Annotated in this window: 18 protein-coding genes and 1 tRNA gene; 15 read left to right on the forward strand and 4 right to left on the reverse strand. The window is 56.9% G+C overall.

Annotation, left to right across the window (positions count from 1 at the left end):
• Positions 1–15: 15 nt before the first annotated feature.
• On the forward strand, positions 16–2,178 hold the full coding sequence (locus tag DDF78_RS07560) for a glucose PTS transporter subunit IIA (protein ID WP_152581285.1): 2,163 nt from the start codon (positions 16–18) through the stop codon (positions 2,176–2,178).
• 27 nt (positions 2,179–2,205) lie between these two features.
• Entirely contained in the window at positions 2,206–3,042 is an 837-nt protein-coding gene (locus tag DDF78_RS07565) for a PRD domain-containing protein (RefSeq protein ID WP_152581286.1), read from the forward strand.
• Positions 3,043–3,257: 215 nt separating this feature from the next.
• Here DDF78_RS07565 and DDF78_RS07570 read toward each other — a convergent pair whose 3' ends face one another.
• Complete coding sequence (locus DDF78_RS07570) at positions 3,258–4,442, reverse strand: diacylglycerol/lipid kinase family protein (RefSeq protein ID WP_152581287.1); 1,185 nt, start codon at positions 4,440–4,442, stop codon at positions 3,258–3,260.
• Between the two features lie 200 nt (positions 4,443–4,642).
• On the opposite strand from DDF78_RS07570, the gene serS reads away from it, so the two are divergent.
• The 8 genes from serS to DDF78_RS07605 all read left to right on the forward strand — a co-directional run bounded on the left by serS (position 4,643) and on the right by DDF78_RS07605 (position 12,702).
• Positions 4,643–5,929 (forward strand): serine--tRNA ligase, encoded by a 1,287-nt coding sequence (serS, locus tag DDF78_RS07575; RefSeq protein WP_152581288.1) that lies wholly within the window; start codon positions 4,643–4,645, stop codon positions 5,927–5,929.
• 154 nt (positions 5,930–6,083) lie between these two features.
• A tRNA-Ser gene (locus tag DDF78_RS07580) sits at positions 6,084–6,168 on the forward strand.
• Between the two features lie 147 nt (positions 6,169–6,315).
• Positions 6,316–7,935, forward strand: a complete 1,620-nt coding sequence (locus tag DDF78_RS07585) for a PucR family transcriptional regulator (RefSeq protein WP_152581289.1) — start codon at positions 6,316–6,318, stop codon at positions 7,933–7,935.
• A 4-nt stretch (positions 7,936–7,939) separates the two neighbouring features.
• Positions 7,940–8,065, forward strand: coding sequence for a hypothetical protein (locus DDF78_RS12210; protein ID WP_272869827.1), 126 nt, complete (start codon positions 7,940–7,942; stop codon positions 8,063–8,065).
• 303 nt (positions 8,066–8,368) lie between these two features.
• On the forward strand, positions 8,369–9,691 hold the full coding sequence (locus tag DDF78_RS07590; protein ID WP_152581290.1) for an aspartate aminotransferase family protein: 1,323 nt from the start codon (positions 8,369–8,371) through the stop codon (positions 9,689–9,691).
• A gap of 194 nt (positions 9,692–9,885) precedes the next feature.
• Complete coding sequence (locus DDF78_RS07595; protein ID WP_152581291.1) at positions 9,886–11,907, forward strand: amidase family protein; 2,022 nt, start codon at positions 9,886–9,888, stop codon at positions 11,905–11,907.
• Positions 11,908–12,143: 236 nt separating this feature from the next.
• Entirely contained in the window at positions 12,144–12,389 is a 246-nt protein-coding gene (locus DDF78_RS07600; protein WP_152581292.1) for a hypothetical protein, read from the forward strand.
• Positions 12,382–12,702, forward strand: coding sequence for a type II toxin-antitoxin system RelE/ParE family toxin (locus tag DDF78_RS07605; RefSeq protein ID WP_152581293.1), 321 nt, complete (start codon positions 12,382–12,384; stop codon positions 12,700–12,702). The genes DDF78_RS07600 and DDF78_RS07605 overlap by 8 nt, the downstream gene beginning before the upstream one ends.
• Positions 12,703–12,844: 142 nt before the next feature.
• On the opposite strand, the gene gabT is transcribed toward DDF78_RS07605, so the two are convergent.
• The 3 genes from gabT to DDF78_RS07620 form a co-directional block, all read right to left on the reverse strand.
• On the reverse strand, positions 12,845–14,221 hold the full coding sequence (gabT, locus tag DDF78_RS07610; protein ID WP_152581294.1) for a 4-aminobutyrate--2-oxoglutarate transaminase: 1,377 nt from the start codon (positions 14,219–14,221) through the stop codon (positions 12,845–12,847).
• A 234-nt stretch (positions 14,222–14,455) separates the two neighbouring features.
• A complete protein-coding gene (locus tag DDF78_RS07615) occupies positions 14,456–15,232 on the reverse strand; it encodes a carbon-nitrogen hydrolase family protein (protein WP_152581295.1) in 777 nt (258 codons plus the stop codon).
• A gap of 94 nt (positions 15,233–15,326) precedes the next feature.
• Positions 15,327–16,967 carry an amidohydrolase gene (locus DDF78_RS07620; RefSeq protein WP_152581296.1) on the reverse strand — a complete coding sequence of 547 codons (1,641 nt, stop codon included), beginning with the start codon at positions 16,965–16,967 and terminating at the stop codon, positions 15,327–15,329.
• A 222-nt stretch (positions 16,968–17,189) separates the two neighbouring features.
• Between DDF78_RS07620 and DDF78_RS07625 the strand changes: the two genes are divergently transcribed.
• The 5 genes from DDF78_RS07625 (at position 17,190) to DDF78_RS11740 (ending at position 23,485) form a co-directional block, all read left to right on the forward strand.
• Positions 17,190–18,362: an RsbRD N-terminal domain-containing protein gene (locus tag DDF78_RS07625; RefSeq protein WP_162000779.1), complete on the forward strand. Its 1,173-nt coding sequence runs from the start codon at positions 17,190–17,192 to the stop codon at positions 18,360–18,362.
• A 125-nt stretch (positions 18,363–18,487) separates the two neighbouring features.
• Positions 18,488–19,486 (forward strand): phosphotransferase, encoded by a 999-nt coding sequence (locus DDF78_RS07630; protein WP_162000930.1) that lies wholly within the window; start codon positions 18,488–18,490, stop codon positions 19,484–19,486.
• Between the two features lie 244 nt (positions 19,487–19,730).
• Complete coding sequence (locus tag DDF78_RS07635) at positions 19,731–21,107, forward strand: aspartate aminotransferase family protein (RefSeq protein WP_152581299.1); 1,377 nt, start codon at positions 19,731–19,733, stop codon at positions 21,105–21,107.
• A gap of 273 nt (positions 21,108–21,380) precedes the next feature.
• On the forward strand, positions 21,381–23,027 hold the full coding sequence (locus DDF78_RS07640) for a helix-turn-helix domain-containing protein (protein ID WP_152581300.1): 1,647 nt from the start codon (positions 21,381–21,383) through the stop codon (positions 23,025–23,027).
• Positions 23,028–23,335: 308 nt separating this feature from the next.
• A complete protein-coding gene (locus DDF78_RS11740; RefSeq protein WP_154677518.1) occupies positions 23,336–23,485 on the forward strand; it encodes a hypothetical protein in 150 nt (49 codons plus the stop codon).
• Positions 23,486–23,737 lie beyond the last annotated feature (252 nt).

The raw sequence follows: 23,737 nt of genomic DNA on the forward strand, positions 1-23,737 counted from the left end.
GAAAAGGAGGCAATGATGGCTAACTCAACACGAGCGTCGGAGATCATCTCCGCAATCGGCGGCGCGGACAATGTAAAGACGCTGACACACTGCGCCACACGACTGCGTTTCGAGCTGTTCGATGCCGACAAGGTCGATCAGAAGCGCATGGAGAGCATCAAGGGCGTGCTGGGGGCGGTTCCGCAGGCCGGCAACCGCTATCAGGTCGTCATCGGTGGCGCAGTGGCCACGGTGTACGAAGAGGTTATCGCGCTGCCGGAGATGGCAGGGCGCGCCCAAGGCACCGTTGAGGCCGATGAAGGCATGTCGAATGCCGACGTCAAGGCCGAAGCCCATGCCAAGGGCAAGAGCAAGAACGGATGGGTGAACTCCTTCTTCGAGTACCTGGCCGATTCCTTCCGCCCGATCCTCGGCGTGCTGCTCGGCGCGTCGCTGATCATCGCATTGGTGAACCTGCTCATCTCGATTCACGTCATCAGCGGGTCCGAGGCTACTACGGGCCTGGTGTTCGTGGAGGCTATCTGGAAGGGCGTGTTCTACTTCCTGCCCATCATGATCGCCTACAACGCATCCAAGAAGCTCAAGGTCGATCCCTGGCTCGGCGGTGCCATCATGGGCATGCTCATGACCCCGCAGTTCATGAGCATGTTCGATGAGAAGGGCCACGGCGTCGACATCAAGGCCGTTTCGGCTATTCGCGGCGTGGACCTTACGTCTCTGCAGGGATGGCATGACGCCGTCACCTGCGTACCGAACCAGGCGCTGGGCACTCAGATGTGCACGGCTAAGGTCTTCGGCCTGCCGATGGTGCTCAATGACTACAGCGGCAACGTGTTCGTCCCGCTGCTCATGGCTGCCGTGCTGGCGCTGGTTTACAAGGGCCTGAACAAGATCATCCCCGAGAGCGTGCAGATCGTCTTCGTGCCCTTCCTGTGCATGGTGATCGTCGGTGCGCTGACTGCGTACCTCATCGGCCCGCTCGGCGTCTTCGCCGGCAACTACCTCGGCATCGGACTGGCATTCCTGAACAAGTACGTGCCATTCGTGCTTGCAATCATCATCCCGATGCTCTATCCGTTCCTCGTGCCGCTCGGCCTGCATTGGCCGCTGAACGCCCTGATGCTGCTGAACCTCAACACGCTCGGCTACGACTTCATCCAGGGCCCGATGGGCACATGGAACTTCGCATGCTTCGGCGCCACCGCCGGCGTGCTGTACCTCTCCATCCGCGACAAGGACAAGGAAATGCGCGAGGTTTCCCTCGGCGCACTGCTCGCCGGCCTGCTTGGCGGCGTGTCCGAACCTAGCCTCTACGGCATCCATCTTCGCTTCAAGAAGATCTACAGCCGCATGCTCCCCGGCTGCGCGGCCGGCGGCGTGACCATCGCCATCCTCGGCTGGCTCTTCCCCTCCGTCGTCAAGGGTGTTGCGGTCCACGGCGTGACCGCGAACGCCTTCGCCTTTACCTCGCTGCTGACCATCCCGATCTTCAGCCAGGTCTGGGTCTATGCGGTTTCCATCGCTGTAGCGTTCCTCGTCTCGATGTTCGGCATCATCATCTTCGATTACCGTACTCCTGAGCAGAAGGAAGCCCTCAAGGCCACCCTGGCTGCTGAGGCTGCCGGAGAAGGCTCCGTCGCTGCTGCTACCGTTGCCGCTCCGGCTGTTGCTGCTGCTCCTGCCGCCGCGACTGCGACTGCAACCTCCACTGCAACCGCGGTGAAGACGACTGTCGTCGGATCCCCGGTCGCGGGTCATGTCATCTCCTTGGATGATGCCGGCGATCCGGTGTTCGCGTCCAGGGCCCTTGGCGAAGGCGTCGGCGTGCAGCCGGCGGCCTCGACCATCGTCGCCCCGGTATCGGGCACGCTGCAGACTGTGGCCGAGACCGGCCACGCCTTCGGCATCGCAACCGCTGACGGCGTCGAGGTGCTGGTGCACGTCGGCATCGACACGGTCAAGATGAACGGTGACGGATTCAACGTCGCCGTGGCGAAGGGCCAGAGCGTTAACGCGGGCGATACGTTGGCGACCGTGGACTTTGATAAGGTCACGAAGGCAGGATTCAGCACCACGACGCTCGTCACCGTGCTGAACACCGCTGAACTCGGCAGCGTCACCCCGCAGCCGGGCAAGGACGTCCAGGCGGGCGATCCTGTGCTGGATATCGTGCGCTAACACGCACAGCGGTTGGAAGGAAGGTCCTTGGAGATACTTCGCGTGTTCAACAACAACGTCGTCCTCGCCAAACGCGGCGACGGCGTGGTGATCCTCACCGGTCGAGGCTTGGGCTTCAAAGCCCACCCCGGGCAGCGGATCGACAACGCGAAAGTGACCAGGACCTTCGTTCCCTCCGACGGGCGCGATCCGGACCATCTCGCAGAGTTGCTCTCCGAGATTCCGCCCGAAATCATTCATCTGGTCACCGATGCCATGACCGCCGTCGGCCTCGCCGAGCAATGCGAGACCCAGCCGACGCTGGTCATGGCCTTGGCCGACCATGTGGCATATGCGCTGCGCCGCGCGCACGACGGCACCAGCGTCGCCTATCCGCTGCAAGCCGAGGTGCGTTCGCTCTACGTGCGCGAATACACGCTGGGCGAGCGGCTGCTGGCCGAACTCAACGAGCATCTGGGCGATGCGCTGCCTCAGGAAGAGGCCGTGGCGTTCGCGATGCATCTGGTCAACGCCGGATTCTCGACAGGCGATCTGTCCTATACCTACAAGATGACCGGCGTCATCCAGCAGATTCTTTCCATAGTCGAACAGACCTATGGCATCACCATCGACCAGCACAGCGTGAGTGTCGGCCGTTTCATTACGCATCTGCGATATCTTTTTGTGCGCATCAGCCAGAATCGGCAGCTCGCCAACGAACCGACGCCGATCGTCACCTCAATCCGCCAGGCGTATTCGGATGCGGCGGCCTGCGCGTGGAAAATCGCCGCGGTTATCGAATTGCGGCTGAATGCAGGGCTTACCGACGACGAAGTTGCGTATTTGACCCTGCATGTGGCCCGCGTTGCGGCCGATGTGAGCTGACTGCATGCTGCTGGCCTTGCGCACACCGATTGCGCGCAACCGGATAGTTTTCTCGTACTGTCGTCACGCATATGAACTGTTTTGCGTGACGTTTCTACTAGGATTGCGGGTTTCTCGGACTCTTATCACGCGAACAGGCCGATTTGCGTGACAACAGTCCGAGTTGCACACATTGCGATGGGGTAGTGAGTCGGAACTTGGTACGGGACGGGTGGCTACTTGGCCACAGCAAATTCCTGTGGCGACGAATCCGTGGTTTCATCCGACACGCCGATGCTGTTTTCTGCGTTTTCTGTGCTGTCTGCTTCTGGCTCTTCGAGCTGCGGCACGCGCACACGCAGGGCCTTGCGATCCACATCGAAGCGGATGCGCTTGGTTTCGCCCACGATATCGCCATCGACCTGCGCCAGGGCCTTGCGTTCCAGCTCGATTTCAGCGCTGATGCCCTGAATCTGGTCGAGCGTCGAATTGGTTGAAAGTGGGCTTTGCCCCGGTTTGCCCACCACGGTCTGATGCAATACATCCCCGAAGAGATTCGCCCAGCCGATGATGCCACCCGAGGTGTCGATCAGCTCGAAATCAAGCAGGCCATCGTCGTAAACGGCTTCGGGCATCAGCGAGACGACGGGTATCTGCCCGCAATTGCCTGCCATGAATGTGCGGAAGGCCACGCTTTTGGAGCTGTGAATCTCCCCGTCTGCGCCAGTCATCGTGATGGTGCCCCGGTACTTGGGCGAGAACAGATGCCGGACAGCGCCGACGAAATAGGCCAGCCAGCTGATGCTCTTCTTCAGCTCCGGATTGGTGTCGTCGATCATCAGCGCGTCAAAGCCGATGCCGGCAATGATCAGAAACGCGTGCTCACGTTCGTCTTCGGGGCGGTCGAGCATCGAAAGCCGGCCCATATCGACCTGCTGGGAGCCATGCGACGTGGCTACGGTGAGCGCCGCATCGACATCGTCAATCGGAATGCCCATATTGCGGGCGAACAGATTGCCGGTGCCGATAGGAATGATGCCCAGCGTGTGCTCGGTGCCGGACACCACGCTCGCCACCGTGCGCACCGTGCCGTCGCCGCCGACCGCGATAAGCACATCAGCGCCATGTTCCAGCGCCTCGAGTCCGCAGGCTCGCCCGTCCTTGTCGAGCTGCGTGTCGATGAACTCGACCTGCGTGAGCCTCTTGCGCTCGCAAAACTCCTGAATATGCTGGCGCAGCTCGGCGGCCTGCGGCTTGGAAGGATTGATGATGAAGGCGTAATGCACCCGATCCTTGTCACGCTGTTCGACGGCCTGCGTGACGCGATGCCGCCGATACGCCCGTATGCCAAGTATCGCCGCGACGATGAGGACGATAACGGCGGCGATGCTGGCGATGACGATGAGCGCAGTGGTGGACATACCTTTTATTGTGCGCTTGCATCGCGCAAAACGCTCTGCGCGAATAGTGACGTCAACGATTCCTGCACGAACACGCGCGAACAGGCGCGAACTCGCGTGGTGTCAGACGTGGCGTCGGGCGTGCGGTGCCGAGCGTGGCATCGAGCTTACGGCGTGGTGTTTCGCGCCGCGTGTCGGCTTGCGGCATTACTCTGGGAGCCATGCTTGATATCCAATTCATACGCGATCATGCCGATATAGTGAAGGAATCACAACGCAAACGCGGGGAATCCGTGGAGCTTGTGGACGAAGTGCTGGGGGCTGACGAGTCGCGGCGGGCCTCGCTCAAGGAGTTCGAGGCGGCGCGCGCCGAGCAGAAGGCGCTCGGTCGCAAGGTCGCCGCAGCCAAGGGCGACGAGAGGGCGGCGCTCATCGCGCGTACCAAGGAACTGTCCGCAAACGTGTCGCAGTTCAAGATGGCATCCGACGAGGCGGCCGAGGCCTACACGAATGCGATGTGGAAGTTGTCGAACGTCGTCGAGCCGGAGGCGCCCGAAGGCGGCGAGGATGATTACGTCGTGGTCAAGAAGGTCGGCGATATCCGTGATTTCGCGGCAGAAGGCTTCGAGCCGAAGGATCACTTGGAGCTGGGTCTCGGTGTGGCCGGCATTGATATGCGACGGGGCGCGAAGGTCTCCGGTTCGCGTTTCTACTTCCTGCGCGGCGCAGTTGCGCGCCTGCAGATCGCCATGCTGACGATGGCCGTTGATCAGGCCGAGTCCGAGGGCTTCACGTTGACCATCACGCCGACTCTGGTGCGCCCGGAGATTATGGCCGGAACCGGCTTCCTCAATTCGCACGCCGATGAGATCTACCGGCTGCGCGACCCCGACGACCAGTACCTAGTCGGCACATCCGAAGTGGCGCTCGCTGGTATGCACGAGAACGAGATTCTTGACTTGAGCAACGGCCCGCTGCGTTATGCCGGCTGGTCGAGCTGCTACCGGCGCGAGGCCGGGGCCGCCGGCAAGGACACGAGCGGCATCATCCGCGTGCACCAGTTCGACAAGGTCGAGATGTTCGTCTACTGCAAGCAGGAGGACTCGCGCGACATGCACATGCGCCTGCTCGCGATGGAGGAGGAGATGCTGCACAAGGTCGAAGTGCCCTACCGCACCATCGACACCGCTGCCGGTGACTTGGGATCCTCAGCGGCCCGCAAGTTCGACAACGAGGCGTGGGTGCCGACGCAAGGCCGCTACCGTGAGCTGACTTCCACCTCGAACTGCACGGAATATCAGGCGCGGCGCTTGAATATCCGCGAACGGCTTGAGGACGGTTCGACCCGTTCGGCGTCCACGCTGAACGGCACGCTGGCCACCACGCGCTGGCTTGTCGCAATCATGGAGAACCACCAGCAGGCCGACGGTTCGATTGAGATTCCCGCCGCGATGCGCCCGTACATGGGCGGTCGCGAGGTTATCGAGCCGAGGGCGTGGGAGGCGTGAGACAAGTTGCCTGATGGCAACTTTCGATTCGACATCGCAGAGTCGAGGCGCGGTCTGACCTCGTGAGTCGCGCTCGTGTCTTCGTCTTCAGCCTAACCCGATGTCGGTTTCGTCGGTTATAGTTACAGCTTGTGCCTCGCATGCGAAGCACAATGGACAGGTGTCCGAGCGGCCGAAGGAGACGGTCTTGAAAACCGTTGTGGAGCAATCCACCGCGGGTTCGAATCCCGCCCTGTCCGCATTGTGATGTCTTGCGACATGCGTCACGCATGTCGCAAGACATTTGTCATTGTTGTGGTGGGTTGTGTTGGTTACACCAGTAGTCGGAAGCCCCTGCGCAATACCCACGACAACCGTTCGACATCTGGGCGTGCGACCATACGGGTATGTCGATTACCATTGGTCAGCTGCTTGCCGTGCCGGAACTCAAGCTCAGACTCGTCCACGACGGCGGGTGCAACGGCACGGAAAGCATCGTGTGGGTGCATGCTACCGACGTGGTCAATGCCGCTGAATTCTCGGAACCCGGCGAGGTACTGCTGACGTGCTCGACTAATTTTCCGTTGGAAGACATGAGCAATGCCAACGATCTGTCGTTGCTGCGGCGTGACCGGCGCAAGCTTGGGCTGTCGTCCTCGTTCAAGGACGCCGAGAGTGCCAAAGAGCCTTACGACGAGCTATGGATGCATTACGTATCCAGCCTGAGCCGGGCGGGCGTCATGGCGATTGGCTTCGGCGTCAAGATGAAGCACCCGGTCATTCCCCAGGCCTGCATCGATGCGGTCAAACAGCATAATATGCTGCTGTTCGAGGTTCCCGAGGAAATCAATTTCTCGCAGATCGCCAAAACGGTGATCCGCAGCCAGGCCGAAGAGAGCGAAAACGTGCAGCGCGTCATGTATTCGGCGCAACGTGAGCTGTTCGAAGCCTCCAATGACAGGAATCCCATCGAGGCCGTAGTGAATCGGGCGGCGCTGCTCTCTTCGGGTTGGGCGGCTTTCATCGATAATGAGATGCGCATCATATCCATCTCCAATCAGTCGATGCGCAAGCGGGCCATGACGCTGGCGGCGCGCATGGGCAAACAGAAAGAGCATGACGGGGATACGGCCAAATCGCTGTTCGGCGTGGCGGGTGGTGCCATTCGGTACTGCGTATGCCTGATAGGGCGGAAAAGCCGCGCCTTCGGCATGCTTGTCGTCTCCACATCCCGCAGCGGCTCATATGGTGACATTTTCAGATCGCTGGGCGTTGCCGCAGCGGACGCTCTGATGTGGAGCCTTCCGCAGCATATCGAACGCTTCCGCAGCGAAAGTAGGCTGCGCGCCATCGCAATGGGGGAGCTGCAGGCGGGCCGAGTGCAATCCGCGGCGTCCATCATGGGGCCGCTGTGGAATTGGACGCCGTCGTACCCGGCGCGGCTGTACTGCGTGGAGCCGTTCGGTGTGAGCAATGATATGGATTTCGCCACGATGTCGATCGAATCGGCATGCCTCGAGTCGGTGTTCGGCGAATATGAGGACCGGCTGTGGATTCTGACGAGCAAAGACGGCTGCGATGCGGTCGAACGCTGGATCGAGGGCAGCGGAGCACTTGATTCTGGCTATGCCGCAGTGCGTGGCCCGCGTTCCTTTCCTGGCGCGTTCAACAAGGCCGTGCAGAATTTGCTGCTGCACCGCGCCGGAAGCCGGGACTCGGTGCTGGACATCACGCCCCACGAGCTGGTGGATCCCGATCTCGCGCAAATGTATGCCGAGGAGCTGTTCGCGCCGCTGAAGGATGTCCCTGCTGCCGAAAACCGCTCGTTGATGGCGACCTTGCGGGAGCTGATGTCGGCTTCCTTCAACATCGGGACTGCGGCCGGACGGTTGCAGGTGCATCGGCATACGGTGGAGAATCGCGTCGTGAAGCTGGAACGGCTGCTAGGACTGGATTTCACCGATGAATCCGCCCGCGTGCGCCTGTGGATCGCGTATTCCTTCATCCGCGACGCGGAGCAGGCCTGAGTCGTTGCCGTTTGTCATCGTCGATGGCCGAGCCGTCGATATCGGTGCAGGCGATGCGGATGGCGCCGATAATGCTGCCAACAAGAATGCCGTCAACAAGGTTGTTGTCACCAACATGTTAATTTCATGACTTCATTCGGGTCACTGGCGTGTAACGCAGCGCTGTTTGCCAAACGAAACAAGCAACCGCCGCAAGGCTGATAATACGGACGTTTTTAGGTCACCCCCCACCTAATCGCTTTGTTACGGTGGTGATTGATAGGACATCATATCCAATTTTGTATTTCATATTGGCATATTTTCCATTGCCCAGCGCTCTTCGACGTCGGACAATGGCCACCATCAATGGTTATTCATCGTATGCAGTTCACATGATATCCGTGAGTAATCCGTAGACAAGTAACACGAAATCCACTACATGGAGGGTACGCAGATGCCACAGCAGCTCGTAGAGACGTTCACGAAAGATATCGAAGATTCTGACGTTCAGTTCTCCGACTATAAGCAGTATCTCAGCCCGGCACTGTCCAAGGCCACGGACTTGGTCGCGGAATCGGGCAAGGGCATGTACCTGACGGATGTGAACGGCAAGCACTACATCGACTGGGTGCAGGGCATTGCGGTCAACGCCTTAGGCCATGCCCATCCCCGGGTCGTGCAGGCTGCGCAGGAGCAGATCGCGAAGCTGATCACGGCCAGCTTCAACGTCGTCAACTACCCGACCACCTTGAAGCTCGCTGAGCGCATCGCGCAAGTGACCCCAGGCGATCTCAATTCGATGCTGTTTGCCAACGGCGGTGCCGAAGCCACGGATGCCGCCATCAAGCTTGCTCGGGTTGTGACGGACCGCCCTGCCGTCATTGCCTTCAAGGGCTCCTTCCATGGCAGGACTATAGGGGCGACCAGCATCACAGCGTCAAATTCCTTCTACCGCAAGGGCGTTGAGCCGCTGATGGGCGGCGTCTATTTCGCGCCGTACCCTTCCAAGGATTTGTGCCCGGAAGGCTACGACGCCAAACAGCGTGCGTCGTGGTGTCTGAACGAGATCGAGAAGCTGTTCAAGTACTGCGTTTCCCCGGATGAGGTCGCCTGCATCTACGCAGAGCCGTTGCAGGGCGAGGGCGGCTATGTGGTTCCCGACCCCAGCTTCCTGCAAGGGCTGCGCCAGATGTGCACCGAGCACGGCATCATGCTGGTCTTCGATGAGATTCAGTCGGGCTACGGCCGCACGGGCAAGATGTTCGCCGGCATGCATTCGCAGGTGGTGCCCGACATCATGACCGTGGGCAAGGCCATCGCCGGCGGCTTCCCGATGAGCGCGGTGATCTCGAGTGAAGAGCATATGAGCCAGTGGCGCCCTGGCATGCACGGCGGCACCTTCGGTGGCAATCCGGTCGCCGGAGCCGCTGGGCTGGCGGTGCTGGACGAGTTCGAAGAACACCACATCGTCGATCATGCCGCGCAGCTCGGCGACTACTTCAAGTCCAAGCTCCTCGAATTGCAGCAGAAATACTCCTTCATAGCGGACGTTCGCGGCCAAGGTATGATGCTCGCCATCGAGTTCGGCTCGAAGGGCAGCAAGAATGGTTCGGATCTTTTCGCCGAAGTCTCTGCCAAAGCGCTGGACGCCGGATTGCTGCTGCTGGGCTGTGGCGCCGACCACGACGCGATTCGCTTCGCCGCGCCGCTGAACTCCACCACGGAGGAGATCGACGAAGGCCTTGATGTGTTCGACGGGGTGCTGGCTTCGCTGTGAGCTCGCGCAGTAACGAATTTGCTGGGCTTGGGATTATGCCTATGACAGCAAGTCGATTTTATTTCAGTGCCAAGGACTACCCATGTACCTATACACGTAATGATTAAACATTGGTGATGCAAAATTAACAGGAGAGAACCTATCGTCCGTAAAACATTCAACCACATCCATCCATAACCTTTCGAGGAACTCATATGACTGATTGCGACGCTTCGGCGCTTGACCCTTGCGAATTATCCATTGCCGACATCAAGCGCATGCTCGCTTCCAGCGAGCTGACCTCCACCGAGCTGGTGGTCAGCTATCTCAACCGGATGTTCTACTACGATGTCAACGGCATTCGGCTGCATGCCGTGCCGATCATCGCAGCCGACGCAATCGAACAGGCCATGCGCAAGGATGACGAGCGGGCCAGCGGCAAGGCACATGGGGCGTTGCATGGCGTACCGTACACCGTGAAGGACAGTTATATGGCGCGGGGTATGACCATGGCAGCTGGATCCCCGGCCTTCGCGCATGTCGTGGCGAACGAGGACAGTTTCTCCGTGCAGGCGTTGCGAGAGGCCGGGGCCATCCTCATCGGGCGTACCAATATGCCGCCGATGGCGGCCGGAGGCATGCAGCGCGGCCTATACGGACGCGCCGAAAACCCATATAATGCCGAATACCTTGCCGCCGCCTGGTATTCGGGATCGTCGAATGGCTCTGCGGTATCGACTGCATCGAGCTTCGCCGCCTTCGGACTAGGCGAGGAAACCGTGTCGTCCGGGCGCTCGCCCGCTGCGAATAATGGCGTGGTGGCCTATACCCCCTCCCGCGGCGTGATTTCTCTGCGTGGCAATTGGCCCTTGCACGCCACCAAGGACGAAGTGGTGCCGCATACGCGCACCATGGCTGATTTGCTTGAACTGCTGCCGACCTTGATGCGCGAGGACGATGACACGCGTGGCGATATGTGGCGCAGGCAGCGCTTCGTGCCACTCGAAGGCGCTCAACGATTCCGTGAGGAAGGCGTGGACGGCATCGTTGATATGGACGCGCTTGGCGGCCTGCGCATCGGCGTCGTCAACGAGTACGCCGGACGGCTGGGCGGCGTAATTCCATCCGTGTACACGCGGCCAAGTATCAGTCGGCTGCTGCTGCGGGCCGTTGACGATCTACGCTCGCTCGGTGACGATGTGCGCTGGACGAATCTGCCCCTGCGTGACGCCTACGAGCTTGCTCCGCGTACGCTGAAAACCTTCGCTGACCAAGGCCTGATTCCGGCCGAATGGATGGAGCATGAGTGGCTGCAACTGAACGCCGCCGTGCTGGAAGAATTCATTCAGGGCTTCGACATCAGCGGCGTGGGCAGCCTCACTGATGTAAACCCTGATGATGTGTTCCCCAATCCCTTGAACTCGCTCGCGCGAAAGACAGGCCGACGTTATGGCTTCTACCGCGAGGCCTACGAATACATCTGGCAAGGCAAGCTCAGGCCCTCGCTGGAAACCCCGCAGCTCGAACAGGGATTGCACGGTCTGGAAGCTATCCGCAAGCGACACCTTGAAGCGTGGATGCAGGCGGAAGGCTTCGACGTGTTGGTGTTCCCGGTGAACAGCAACATAGCCCACGCCGATACCGATGTGGACGAGGTGCACAACACCGAAGCATGGCAGGACGGCACCTGGTTCTCGAACGGGAACCGCATGATACGGCACCTAGGCATTCCTACCGTAAACGTCACCATGGGCATTATGGACGATACCGGCGTCCCTGCAGGGCTGACTTTCATGGGGCCGTCGGGCAGCGACCGGCTGTTGCTCGCCGCCGCATACCAGTACGAGCAATCCGCGCGCAGGCGTGCTGCTCCGGGCCGTGTGCCAGCAATAGAGGATCTGAATCGGATCCCGTTGGACGCTGCGAGCTCTGGGCGGAGCAGCGGAACATTCCCTGCGAAGCTGCACGTGGACATCGACCATGGTTCATTGCGCTATCACGTTCAGGCCGAACGCCCGGACGAACGTTTTTCATGCAGGATATTCGTCAACGGTCTGCTTATCGAGCAATGGGACGGCACGCAGCCATGGGAAGGTTCGATGTCGCTGGCGCAGTTGTTCGATGCCGATGTGGTGGCCGTGGTGGCGCTGTTCTCCGGAATCGGCGGCGGTATCGGCGCTGACGTGAGCGTCAGCCCGATGCCCAGAATCGCCCAGCCGGTCAATTCCTTGATATAAATATCGTCATATGAGACTTGGACTCTATCTTATTTTGTGTATGAGAAAGGAGTGCGTTGTCAATTGACTGCCTGCCTGAAAGCGCGGATAGGGCGTACGCTAAAGATAGACATTTTGTTGAGGTTTCATTTACATGTGTCTTGTGGTACGAGGCAGTGATGTTTCGTTCGTTCGCTTCAAGAGGATTGTGGCTGCTTGTATGATTGAGCTATCGAAAACATGAGGGAGGTGCCGTCATGACAGTCTTGACTTTTGATGATGTGACGTATTCCAAAGCTGAAGCCGAAGCACGGCGTCAAGGCGTTGATCTGGGCGCTGAGATCAATAAGCTCGGCAAGCTGGTTACCGCTTACGCGCATGATGCCGAAGTGCGCGAGGCCGAGCTTGCCGAGGGCGACAAGATAGCCGGCACTTGGCGCACGCACGAAGATATTCGCAGGTATCTTGAGGATGTCAAGCGCGAGGCTGGCATTGATGCTTGAGGTTCATTACTCAACGGATTTCGACAAGGATGTGCGCAGGCTGATTCGCAGGCATCCCAGTCTGGTGGACGAGCTGTTCGCCATCATCGAGGATGTCCTCGCTGTTAAGGGCCGGGTAGACGATGCGTACGGCCCGCATGTGCTGAGCAATCGCGGCGGGCATTACAACGGGTGCATGGAGTTCCACTTGACGGACAACGTGCTTGTTCTCTTCTCCCCTCCGCTCCCTGACAAGTCGGTGACCATGCGACGCATCTGCACGCATGCGGAGCTTACATCTGGCGTGTTCGGGCGAGAATGGCCCAACGATTAGGTTTTATTCTGTTTGATTGGAGGGTTGATTGTGCTCAGGAAAAGAGAAGAATCCCAAAATCGATGATTCAACGATGTCTCTGTTCGTCGAACTCGGCGAACAGAGACATCGTGAGAACTTATTAAATCCGAAGAGACATTATCTAGAGTGCTGCTGTTTCTTGGCTCGCTGTCTTTATAGCGGCTATAAGGACATCAAGAGCCTCAGTAAGCTCCTCATCTGTAATAACCAGAGGCGGCAACAACCGAACAACATTCCCGTGAATACCGCAATTGAGCAAAATCAGCCCAGATTGTGCTGTTAGTTTGAGAATCCGTGACACGATTTCGCCATTCGGTCGTTCATCTCCGCTGTGCACAAATTCGATAGCTTGCATAGCACCCAGACCACGTACCTGTGCAACCTCGGCAACTTCTTGTTCCAGAGGTGCAAGCCTATCCTGAATGAGCTCACCAATATGCAAAGCCCGTTGCGGCAAATCTTCCGATTCCATCAACGTAACGGAGGCAAGTGCGGCGGCGCAGGATACCGGATTTCCCCCATATGTGCCACCTATACCACCCGGTTGTACACTGTCCATTATCTCTGCACGTCCGGTGACGGCGCTGATAGGTAGGCCCCCGCCTAAAGCTTTTGCAGTGGTAACAAGATCAGCATCCAAATCGGAATATTCGGAAGCAAACCATCTACCCGTCCGGCAAAAGCCTGTTTGAATTTCGTCGGAGACATAGAGGATACCATGCTGATGAGCCCATGTATTCAGCGTCTTCAAAAAGCCCGGAGCCGGAACAACAAATCCGCCTTCGCCCTGTATAGGTTCGGCGATGATGGCTGCTACGCTCTCGTGGCCAACCAGCAGCTTGATTTTATCAATGGTTCGTTGAGCAGCCTCAGCGCCATTTTCTCCGTACTCATCTCGCAACGGATATGAAAACGGTACTGAATACACGTCAGGAGCAAAAGGTCCGAAACCCAACTTGTATGGCGATGCTTTCGTGGTCATGGCCATAGTCAGATTCGTTCGGCCGTGGAATGAGTTATCCATTACCACTATTGCCGGTCGACCGGTGAATTTACGGGCAATTTTGACAGCATTTTCAACCGCTTCGGCACCCGAATTGAGTAGTACGCTCTTTTTCTCCCATTGTCCGGGGATATGCTCGGCAAGCTTGCGACAAACCCGCACATACCCTTCGTAGGGCGTGGTCGCAAAATTGGTATGGGTCAGCTTCGCGACTTCTTGTTGCACGGCTGAAACCACTTGAGGAGCAGCATTTCCAACGCCGGTTACCGCAATGCCAGCTGCCAAATCGATGAAGCGGTTCCCGTCGACGTCCGTGATCGTGGCACCTGAAGCAGAATCAGCAAACACCGGCATGAGCGCCCCTACTCCAGCACTCACATATTGATGATGCTCCTGCATAAGTTCCCGCGATTTCGGGCCTGGTATAGGAGTCAGAATATTTCGAGCGACCTGAGGAACACTCGCTAGTGGCTTGGTAACAGTTGATGCTGGCATCGGTATGCACCTTTCGTTTATTTTCGTTGGTAGAACTTGTTGAATGTTGGAATCCAAGACTGGACAGTTTTATGACGTCCCTCCATATGCGAGATGACGCTTTACAGCTGCGGCGATGGAATTTCGCACTGACCGTTGTCGATTTTCGTCGATGCGTATATTACGGGTTTCTCGCTGTGCGTTATGCCGCCGCTTCATGACAGCGACAAAAGACTAATCACGTAACCAATAAACTCAGCACACATCGATTGGGTAGCGCGCCTGTTTTGCCCGCACTGTCTCCGTGTCAATTTGCACTACAACGTAGGGGTCTTGTGGGTTGGTTGTTGCCACTGGAATGGCGCGTGGGCTGACAATAATGCCTGCGCCTTCGTAGCTGAATCCAAGGGAATCGGTATATCCTCGATTTGAAGACGCTACATAGCAGCCGGATACAGTTGCCGCCATCGTGAGCGCCGCATGGAACATCGCTGCGTCGAGAGGCGGAGTCGCACGCGGACACACAATCAAATCGACGTTCTCACGACCATACTGCCTGGCGTGTTCGGGGAACATGATGTCGGTACACACCATGAATCCGACCTTCAATCCGGCAAGTTCAAATGTTTCGAAGGCTTGAGGCCCTGGTTCTGTCCATGTAGTCTCCCAGTATCCTGGACCATGCGGTAGGTGCTGCTTATGGTGGTGAATTACCAGACCTGTCTGTTTGGACCAAGAGAACCCTGCATTGACACGCAGACCTTCGCTTGTTTGCATGGGCACACTGCCCACGATGTTTGTCGCGGAGAAATCTTCGAGATGGCTTATCGCCTCTTGCTTCGTTTCCAGGCTTTGCGACCATGCCGATTCATCGAACTCATGCGATGAGGCCAGCCACATCCCGAAGGGGAGTTCATTGAGTACTAGAATATCGACAGGCTGACGTTGCGTTCGCTGCTGTAGATCAGACCATGCCTTCGTTCCATACGCGAACTCTGGATTGTTCTCCAGCACGCCGATTGTTGCAATCATTACAGTACCTCGCTAAAAATGAGTGACGGAATACTTCTTTGATGATGTAATTGAATAACGCGAGTTTTGATTTGGGGGAAACACTCGTTCATCGTTACTCGTGGTAGGTAAAGCGCCCGCCAGCCACCGTCGATCGGATAGGTATATGGGGTATCTCAGCGGCAGGAGTGGTGAGCAATTCCTGTGCGAGACATGTGAAGTCCGCGAAATAGCCTCGGGAGATTCTGCCTTTGCTCCCTGCGTAACCGGTCGCCTTGGCAGAGCCAGTTGTATAGCACTGCAGTGCCTCAAGTGTGGTCAGACATTCTGACCGTGGTCCGAATGGCCTGCCGCTTCCTGTGGTTCTCGTTACGAATTTTTCGATGCCGAGTAAAGCCGAATCGCTGGCGCATGGCGCATCGGAACTACCCGGCAGCGTGATTCCATGGTCTAGCAGAGATTTCGCCCTATAGGTATAGTTGAGAACTTCAGGCTCCAGTGAATCGATAATTCCATCGCCTATGTTGTCATAGAAGACGGACTGTGTCGTGGGTACCACGCCTAGGCGTGCGATGACATCAAGTTGATCGGGCCTCATTACACCAGCATGTTCGATTCTCAGCGGCATAGGAGGTGTAATGCCTAGTTGCAGAGCCTCTTCGTAAGCGTCCAATGCGGCATCGACTCCTCGATCGCCAATGGCATGAGTGGCCACACTCCAACCCGAGCGTATGGCATTCACAATCCAACTATGGATGGAATCTTCGTTGTTTTCCAACGATCCGACATAGCCTGGCCGACTTTTATAGGGGACAGTCATCGCAGCGGTTTCGCCACTTAATGATCCGTCGGCAAAGAGCTTAGTGGGCCCGATCGAAAGCCACTCATCGCCGAGCCCGCTTCGTATGCCGAGGTCGAGGCCGATTCCGAAATCATCGTCGGGGCTTGATTCAAGGCCGTGCAGGTTGTACACCGTTGGCATGGCTTGAGTGCGTACGGACAGTTTGCCGCTGTCAGCCAACTGCTGATAGGCGAGGAGCTGAATGGGGGAGTCACCAATCCATCCCTCGCCGATTCCCGCATCACAGACACTGGTTATGCCATCTGCGGCAAGCTTTTTTCCTGCGCGGTCGATTGCTTCTCGCATCGTCTGCAACGAGTATGGCTTGAACAGGTCCTGCAGCAGACTTTGCGCATTTTCCTGCACTAGGCCTGTCGGTTTGCCCTGTTCATCTCGTACGATGTGACCGCCCTCTGGATCTTGGAAATTTGGCTCCAATGCGCCTATGCGAGTCAGTGCCTCGGTGTTGGCAATTGAAGAGTGCCCCGAAGTGTGCCGCATGAACAGCGGTCTACCTTGGCAGATTTGGTCCAAAACCGATATCTGCGGATACTGCCCATGAAAGCGATGGTGATCAAACCCGGAGCACAGCACCCAATCTGACGGTGAGGATGGCTGGGAATCGTTGACGGCATGTTGGATTCGCTGATATACCTGATCGATGTCGAGCGAGATATCTGTAAGATCAATTTCCGAAAGGGTTCTTCCCAGCCACGACACGTGAGCATGAACATCATTGAACCCCGGAACCACATACGCGCCTTCAAGGTCCACATGCTCGGCGGCGTCTATGCCGTCCAATTCGTCATCGAGGCCGACGACCTTGCCATCAAGAACGCCTACTTTTTCAGCCACTTGATGATTGTTGTCGAGCGTGGTGAATCTTGCGTTTTCGAATATGGTATCTATGCGCATTTTCAGACCTCCTGTCAAGCTGTCAGGGCTTCACTTTCCTTGATTTTTGCAGTGTTGAGCGAAAGTCTAATTAGGAAGAGCTGTGTACCGCTGGCTTTTCCGCCAATGAATTGTATCTTTTTGCAGTGCATTTGCACATCATCGAATACCGTTAAATTTTCAGAAACGTGGAGTTAACCTATTGACCATTGATATAAGGAAATGGCACGCTATGTTGTGTATATGTCCGATACAGATGACCGCTGGTTTGAATTAATGCTGTCTCTCTATGAGCACCGGGGTCTGCTGGTGTCTTCGTTCCTTGAGGAGGTTGGTGAAGTATTCGCATATCAGAAGACAGAGGTCACGTTCAGTGATTTGCAGGAGACGGCATACAACGCCTTTGTCGCGATGCTGCATTACATCATCAATGACCCTAAAGATGTGGATCCTCGAATGCCGCTTGCCAGGCAGTTAGGCCAAAAACGTGCGCAGCAGCACATACCGATAGAGACATTGGAGGCATCGATATCACTTGATTTCAAGATCATGTGGAATGTGCTTACGCATCTCGCCCTTCCTGAAGACGCCCCCGTATTGGCCGAGAATGTTGAATCCCTGTGGGAGACCGTTAACGGCTTTCGCCAGGCCACGCAGGCAGAATATCATGCTGAATGTCTGCGGGAAGAGAGCTACCAGATAGAAGAGCGCGCCCTGGACTTGGAGAAATTCATACATTCTCACGACAGCACTTCCCAAGCCGCCACTATTGTTTCCCGGAGCCTTTCCATACCGTATGGCCAGCAGTATTGTGTGTGCTACGGCAATACCGTTCCTGCCTTCCGCGCCTCACTCCGCCTCATCAGATCATATTCCAAGCGTGTGGTGCTCTATCAGGGGAACGCCGAGGCGTTTGCGCTTTTTTGGCCTACGGATGTCCCAATGGGTTCTGGACATCCCCTGCAGGCTCTACGCAGTACGCCCTGCGGCTATCTTGCGGCCGTGGAAAATCTCGCTGCCGTACCTCGTGCGCTCCGTATCGTGCGAAAATATATGCTGACTATCGACCAACGCCACCTTTCCGGTCCAATCGACATTGAACAGCATTGGGTGGGCTACGCGCAAGCGGAGCTGTTTTCTTTCCTCCCGGAATTGGCGGAACGCTATGATCGCCAAATCAGTGCACTAGATGCCGAACATGCGAACGACACAGTTATGACGGTAGCAAAATATGTGCAGACCGGCAGCATTCAACTGACCACCATGGCCTGTTCATGCCACCGCAACACGGTCATGAAGCGCATCAAATCGTTTGAAACGGTCACGGGGCTCAATCTAAAAAATCCAACGGATTTGGCGTTCACAGTATTGCTTATGGAGCATCTCAGCACGAATTCTTCGTCGGCGCCGATATGATGTCTGCCTGCGCTGTGTCGGCTGGAAATCTGTTCGTAATGTTTTCCTCGTAGCTTCGCAAATGTTTATGTCTGATTGCTGTGTTCCTATAGGTTATGGAGCCAGCGCCTAGCCGAGGAGTGGCAATGGGCTTCGACTGCTGCATGTCAACTGAGACCACATCGGGCGAAGCCACGGCAACTGAAGCTGAGCATCGTTTTCGTGCCATTATTGCTGACAGCTCGTTGAATGCGGCTGAGACGTGCTTCGATGAAGGGCGTCTCGCAGGAATTCTTCTTGAGGAGTGTGGGTTGGCGGGCACGTTGCATCGGCTGCCGACGGAGAAGGATGACACTTTTCGTTTTGCCACGGCTGAGGGCGATTTCACGGTGAAAGTGTCGTCATCGTTCGAACGGCCCGATCTCATCGATCTGCAGACGCAGGTGATGGCGCATGTCGCCCTCGATGGCAGGGTTCCTGTGCCGCAGCTTCGCGCCGCCCTCGATGGCCGCTTCACTCTGGATGTCGGAGCAGGGCTTGGCGTGTACCCCCGCATTCTGCGCGTGATGAGTTATCTGCCCGGCGCCCCGCAGGGCGACGCTCACCCGAGCGATGTGCAGCTCGCCCAGATTGGGCGCATGGTCGCCAGGCTTTCCTGCACTCTGGCTGATATGAGGCATCCTGCCGAGGATCGCCTATTGTTCTGGGATCTGCGGCAGCTGGGCGGTTTGCGGCCGCTGCTGGACGTATGCGGCGAGTCCACGCGTGAGCTTGCCCGCCAGGCGTTCGACGAATTCGATGCGGTGGTGGCTCCGATCGCGCGAAGCCTGCCGAAGCAGCTGCTGCATAACGATGCGAACAATTTCAACCTGCTCGTTGATGAGGACGATCCTCAGTATGTGACCGGCGTGATCGACTTCGGCGATTGCGTGCGTACATGGGTGGCGGCAGATGTATCCGTGGCGTTTGGCAGCCAGCTTTCCCGCTTGGATGACCCATGGAATCGCGGCCTTGCTTTGCTGGGTGGGTATCTTGGCGAGCGCACCCTGAGCAATGACGAGCTGCGCGCAGTTGCGGTGCTGGGTCCTGCCCGGCCTTGCGCTGCGCATCCTCGCCCAGGCGTGGAGCACTCGCGAGAATCCTGAGCGTGCGGCGTATCTGGCGACGCATACCGCTGGTCTGATGGAGTCGCTTGAGGCTGTGTATGCGGTTCCGCTGACACAACGGATTGACGATGTGCTCGATCTTGGGAACGCAGCCCGATGACACGATTGACATGGTCGGCGGTCAGCAGCGGCCGATTCTGGCGTGCGCCGAAGTCCTGAACCTATCACACAGCACAAAACCAATAGCTTGCAACCCAGCCCATCACAGAAAAGAGAATGCCTTATGTCCGCATCGTCCACCCCTGATATGCGCCCCGGCGCCATGGCCAACGGGTTCGAGCCCTCCATGCTGCAATCGCTGCCAGCCGCCGAACGGGAGCTCGTTGAGCGGCGGCAGCGGGCCCTAGGGCCGGCGTACCGACTGTTTTATGAGCTCCCGGTCGTGGTTGACCACGCGAAAGGCGTGCATATCTACGACCCCGAGGGCAACGAGTACCTTGATGTGTACAACAATGTCCCGTGCGTGGGGCATGCGCATCCGCATGTGAACGAGGCGATCGCCCGTCAGCTTGAGCGGGTCAACACCAACACCCGCTACCTACAGGATGGGGTGGTTGACTACGCGGAGCGTTTGCTCTCGACTTTTCCCGACGAGCTCGGCAACGTCATGTTCACCTGCACCGGTTCCGAGGCCAATGATCTGGCGCTGCGTGTGGCTCGGTGGGTGACTGGTGGTACCGGGGTGATTGTCACGGCCAACGCCTATCACGGCGTGACCACTGCGATTGCGGCGATTTCGCCGTCGTTGGGGGCCAATGTGCCGTTGGGCTCGTATGTACGGACCATTCCCGCACCCGATGCGCTGCGCATTCAGGCGCAGGGCTTTGATTTCGACGCGTACATGGCGGACGCCGTGCGTGCAGCCATAGCCGATTTGCAGCGCCACGGGGTGAAGGTCGCCGCATTCATCGCCGACGGGGCGTTCGCATCCGATGGCATACATCCTAATCCGGTCGGCTGGCTGCACGAGGCCGCTCGCTTGGTGCGCGAGGCAGGTGGGCTTTACATCGCCGACGAGGTGCAGCCGGGCTTTGGCCGGCTGGGTGACGGCTGGTGGGGGTTCGCCAGGCACGGTGTGGTGCCCGATATCGTGACGATGGGCAAGCCGATGGGCAATGGCATTCCTATCGCCGCAGCGGTTTTCCGACCGGATCTGCTCGTTGATTTCGGCTACCGGGTGCGTTACTTCAACACTTTCGGCGGCAACTCTGTGTCGATTGCGGCAGCAGGGGCAGTGCTTGACGTGATCGAGAGCGAGCAGCTGATCGCGAACGCGGCAAGCGTCGGCCGCCAGCTCCTCGAGGGCATCCGGTCGCTCACCGCGTCGGATGAGCAGGTCGCAGAAGTGCGCGGAAGCGGGCTGTTCATCGGGGTCGAACTGGTCACCGACCGCGAGAGCCTGAACGAGAACCCGCAGCTCTCGGCAGCGATCGTGAATCGGCTGCGCGAGCGGCGCGTGCTCATCTCCTCGTCCGGTCCCAAGGCCAACGTGCTCAAGGTCCGGCCGCCGATGGCGTTCCGCAGCGCCGACGCAGACCGGCTGCTGAGCGAACTGGACATTGTGCTGGGGCAGCTGCGCAGCACGGGCGAGCTACACTAAGAGCGGCTTACTCATAGGATTCAATTCGATCGTCTGCCCCCTATCCCATTTATTTGCTATCTGAACTCCCGGGTTGCTGATGTTTCTCAATGATACTGAGTTAGTCCCGCACGGTTGGGCTGAGCGCCGAATCAGCACACCGTGGCTTAAGACAACTTGGTATCGCTATAGAAACTTTACGTGGGGTTTTTGAGCGATTATTGATGCAGGTATATGAGAAAACTGGTGTTCTGTGGTAACTAAGCCGACATATACTTCCACGAAGATGATTTTATGGCCATCACTGTTGAAGAACTCCTTTCTGACCCTACGCTCAACCTCAAACTGATTCACGGCGTTGGACGCGGCGCGCTTAATCACAGAATCGTATGGTGCCATCCGACGGAGGTGCTCGATGCGGCCTGGTCTGAGCCTGGGGAGATTCTCATCACCTGCGGGATGAACATCCCTTTTGAACATGATGATTCACCGGAAGAGCGGCTACTGCTGAAAAAGGCGCTGAAAGCTTTCGGGCTTTCTCCGCGGCATAATGACGCCGATAAGTCTTATCAGGATATGTGGGACTGCTATATTTCGCAGCTCAGCCAGGCAGGTGTGCTCGCTTTTGGTTTCGGACTTGGCATCAAGCATCCGTCCACGCCAAAAGCCCTGATCGAAGCAGCGAAGAAAAACGATATGGTGCTGTTCGAAATTCCACTGAACACGGTTTTCGCTTCCGTTTCTAAAGCCGTCTCTCAGTCCTTGACCGATGAAAACGACAACCTTACGCGCAGGACGTACACAGCGCAGCGCAATGTAATTCATGCTCTATCTAGCCCTATGCCGATAGGATCTGTTATATCGACTGTCTCTTCGTTAATCAACGGGTGTGTGGCGTTCGTTGACACGTCCTCTAGCGCGGAAGGGGAAATCATCGCCATATCGCACAAGGATTTTGAGTCTTCGGCGCAGGAATGGGCATCGAAAATGATACGGAAACGTGAAAGCAGTACGGAGCCTTGGCGAATCAAGACAATATTTGGCATGGAAAACGGCAGAGATTATTGCGTATGTGTTGTGCAGAACCCTCAATCGCTCAAACAACCGCCTTTTGGAGTTATCGTGGCATCGATACCTCTATTAGAGGAATCGGATATGTTCTTTCGATCCATCACCATGTCTGCATCTGATGTGCTTGCTGTCACTCTCCCTCGGATCACAGTAAATGATGGACATATGAGGCAGCTTCGAGCCATAGCTATGGCGGGTCTTGCTCAAGGGCAAAGTCATCTCGCGCTTCTGATGGCTCATGAGCTATGGGCCACGATTCCGTCTCCGCCCCTAGTCCTGATATGTCTCGACGGTGAAAGGCCTTTGTTGGACCATCATTACGCGATGCTGTCGTCTGCCGAGAAAACTGCCAAAGTGAAAGGTAATTTTGTGTTTGGTGAATATGGCGGCAGATTATGGATGGTAGTAGCCGAAGGCGACCGTGAAACGTTTGCACAGGCGTTCGAAAGCGAGAAAAACCTCAAATACGGTATGGAATCCGTTAGTTCATGGGAATCTTTGGATGAGTCCTTCCCTGAGGCGATTCAGGACATGAACATGAGGAAGATTAGACAAGATGGAAGATCAGTGGTTGACATGTCCCCGCACGAGCTGGTATTGCCGCAGCTGGCCTCAGCTTACGCTTTTGAGCTGTTCCGTCCTCTACAGGAGCTTCCTGCAGATGAGTCGGAATTGCTTATGAAAACGATTCGCGAGGTGGTGTCCTGTTCGTTCAATGTGGGGATGAGTGCGCGTCGGCTCGATGTGCATCGGCATACCATCGAAAATCGCATCGCCAAGGTGGAGCAGCTGATTGGTCTGGATCTCTCGCTGGAATCAGATCGCGTAAAAATCTATATCGCGCTTGCATTCATTCGCAATGCGATGTGACGACAGGCTGGGGCAGGGTGAAAAGCGGTTTAAAGTAAATCCTACTTTATATATTCTGTATCGCTTCGTGATTGAAGATGTGAAGACCGAATATTCTCAAACGGCAAACAGGCTATGGCCATGCCAAGTGCAACAGTCGTTTTTGTATGTTTTCGCATTGGTGCAATGATGTGTTACCAATAATGAATAACCGGATAATGTATCTAATCTAATTCGGTTTGGTGGACCAGCGGATATTGCCCTTGGACTCTTCGCTGAGGCATAGTCGTTGCAAGATTTCAAATATTCCAGATATGGAAAGAGCTCTTATGACAACGACCAAAGCCAATGAAATCATCAGTCTCAGGGATTACGAAGCACGCCTCAGCCCTGCTGTTGTAAAGTCAATACGCCTTGTCCATTACGAGATTTGTGTTGTAATGAGTGTGACGACAAACAGCACGCTGATTGGCACCTAGACGGAATCAAGAAACTCTTCAAATGCAACAGATTACCTCGGGGAATCGTATAGTTTCTACGAGAGGTCGGTGCAAAGAGGGGACAGATACGTAGTGCCAGATCCAAGTTTCTTTGTATTGATATGGGGGGTGCGGTGGAAAACTTGGACACGTTGTTGTGTTTGCTTGTTCATGCTATCAGGCCGAGTGAACGGCGGTATTGGTCGGGGCTTGTGGAGCCGAGGGAGCGTTTGATGCGGGTCGTGTTGTACC

The organism is Bifidobacterium tibiigranuli (genome assembly GCF_009371885.1).
Lineage (GTDB): Bacteria > Actinomycetota > Actinomycetes > Actinomycetales > Bifidobacteriaceae > Bifidobacterium > Bifidobacterium tibiigranuli.